The organism is Campylobacter concisus, from assembly GCF_002913045.1.
Taxonomy (GTDB): domain Bacteria; phylum Campylobacterota; class Campylobacteria; order Campylobacterales; family Campylobacteraceae; genus Campylobacter_A; species Campylobacter_A concisus_AP.
In genome coordinates, this window is record NZ_PPAF01000006.1 from 1 (window position 1) to 2,241 (window position 2,241).

The following is a 2,241-nucleotide window of genomic DNA, read 5'->3' on the forward strand; positions in this document are numbered from 1 at the left end:
TGCCAGCTGTAAGAGTTAAGGTTGTCTTTTCTCCATTAGTCATATCTAGTTTTTCGATATTTTTAACATGGCTAAAGTCTATGCTATTGTCAGCTACTTTTAATGTATCAAATCCGGCTCCGCCGTCGATTTTTGTATCATTCAAGATCGCACCCTTTTCTATCGTGATCTCATCGGTGCCTGCTCCGGCTTCGATTTTTGTGTCATTCATTAAGTTTGCGCCTTTTTTGATAAAGATCTTATCATCACCGATTTCGCTATTTATATAGCCATGATCAAATTTCGAACCAGCATTAACGTAAATTTCATCATTACCTGCTCCACCATTTACGCCACCATCTTTGAATTCTGCTCCATTAACGTATACCTTGTCGTTGCCTTCATGTGCATATACGTTACCGCCGATAAATTTAGCACCACTTTCTAGCGTTATAGTATCATTGCCATCTCCAGCTTGTATATAAGATGCTTCTTGAAAAATAGTTCCACTTTTTATAGTAATTTCATCATTGCCGTCACCGGTACTTAGATTAGATAGTTCACCGTTACTACCCTTTTTGAACATAGTATTTGTGATTTCTACTATATCTTTATCAGCTCCAGTATCCAAAGAAGATCCTTCAAATGTTATACGATCTGTAACGCCTGTTTTACCAGCATTGATCTTTATAGTTTCTTCTCCAGCACCCGTGCTAATAACAGTACGAGTTAGCGTTACTCCACTAGCGATATTTACAGTATCTATACCGCCCTCGGTCGTAATATTTGATTGCTTACCAACATCAGCGGTAATATTAGCATTGATATTTACAGTATCTTTGTCAGCTCCCGTATTTATATCAATCTTATCTATTATCGCACCAGCATTAATGTTAACTGTATCCTCGCCCTCAACAGTTATAATGGTAGAATTTTTTAGCGTTCCGTCAATATTTACGGTATCTTTAAATTTATTGCCCCAAATAGTCTTTGCATCTAAATTAGTAACATTTGAAATATCTATCTTATTTTCGCCATTTCCACCAGATATTCCGCCTATATGAGAATTTTTAATTTTCATTCCATCATTACCGCCCCATATACCGCCTTCTACGACTCCCTCAACAGTAGAGTTTTCAACAGTAATGTTATCCTTATCAGAATCTGTAGCTCCGCCATATATGCTAGGGCTTTCGCCACGTCCGCCACTAACGTATCCTTTTACTTTTGCGCCGTCTAAAATTTTAATAGTATCGCTATCTTCGTTACCCTCTATGTTTTCAGTTACGACGGTACCGGTATCTTTTACGGTTATTTTGTCGTTACCCCATCTTCCGACTATACCGTCTACTTTAGCGCCTTTTTCTACCAATATCTCGTCATCGCCGCCTCTACCGTTTATACCGCTAACGTAAGTTCCGCTATCGCTTACGGTTACCTTATCGTTTCCTTCGTCGGCCTGTATAAGACCTACTTTTGCGCCTTTATCCACGGTTATATCGTCGTCTCCGTTGCCGGCGCCTATGAATCTGACCTGCGTTCCGTTTCCGCTTACTTTTATGGTATCACCAGCAGCACCGTTATCTTCTATATCTATATTTTTTCCTTGGCTTGCTTGATATGCTTTTTCATGTACATCATTTTTAGTTTTATTATCACCTAGTAATGTATCTACTTTTGAGCCACCCTCTACGGTTATATTATCGCTTCCTGAACCGCCGGAAACGCCAAAGACTTTGGCACCGTTTTTGAGATCAACGTTATCGTTTCCAACTCCTCCAAGCACAGACGCTATTTGTGCACCGTCTACGGTTATATTATCTATATTATCCGATCCAAACACTCTTAAACTTGGATTAGGATTTACTATCTTAGCTACTGAGCCATCATCTGGATAGTTTGAAGCTTTTGCTGTGCTAGTTACTGCTAGGTCTTTAGCATCATCTTGACCAATAGCTAGTTTACCATCATTGCTTACATACCAACCGTCTTTATGTTGGAATGCACTAGGAGTAGTAGGATCATCAGGAGTTAGATAATCTCTACCATCAGTATGTCTATATACATGATATCCATTAGGTATAGAGTTATAAAATGAAGCTAATAGTCTAGAAGATGTACTCTCTCCTACATATGCTGACAAAGGAATTTTTATACTTCCTGCTGGTAAAGTAGGTTCTATTGCTCCAGCCCCAACAGCACTTCCTCCACTTACACCAAAGCTATTATCTCCACCTGCTGCTAGAGATAAAGCATCTATGC

Annotated in this window: 1 protein-coding gene; it reads right to left on the reverse strand. The window is 39.1% G+C overall.

What is annotated here, in order from left to right; all coding sequences use genetic code 11:
• On the reverse strand, positions 1-2,241 hold a 2,241-nt coding region (locus CYP43_RS09435), incomplete at both ends, for a hypothetical protein (RefSeq protein WP_180998623.1).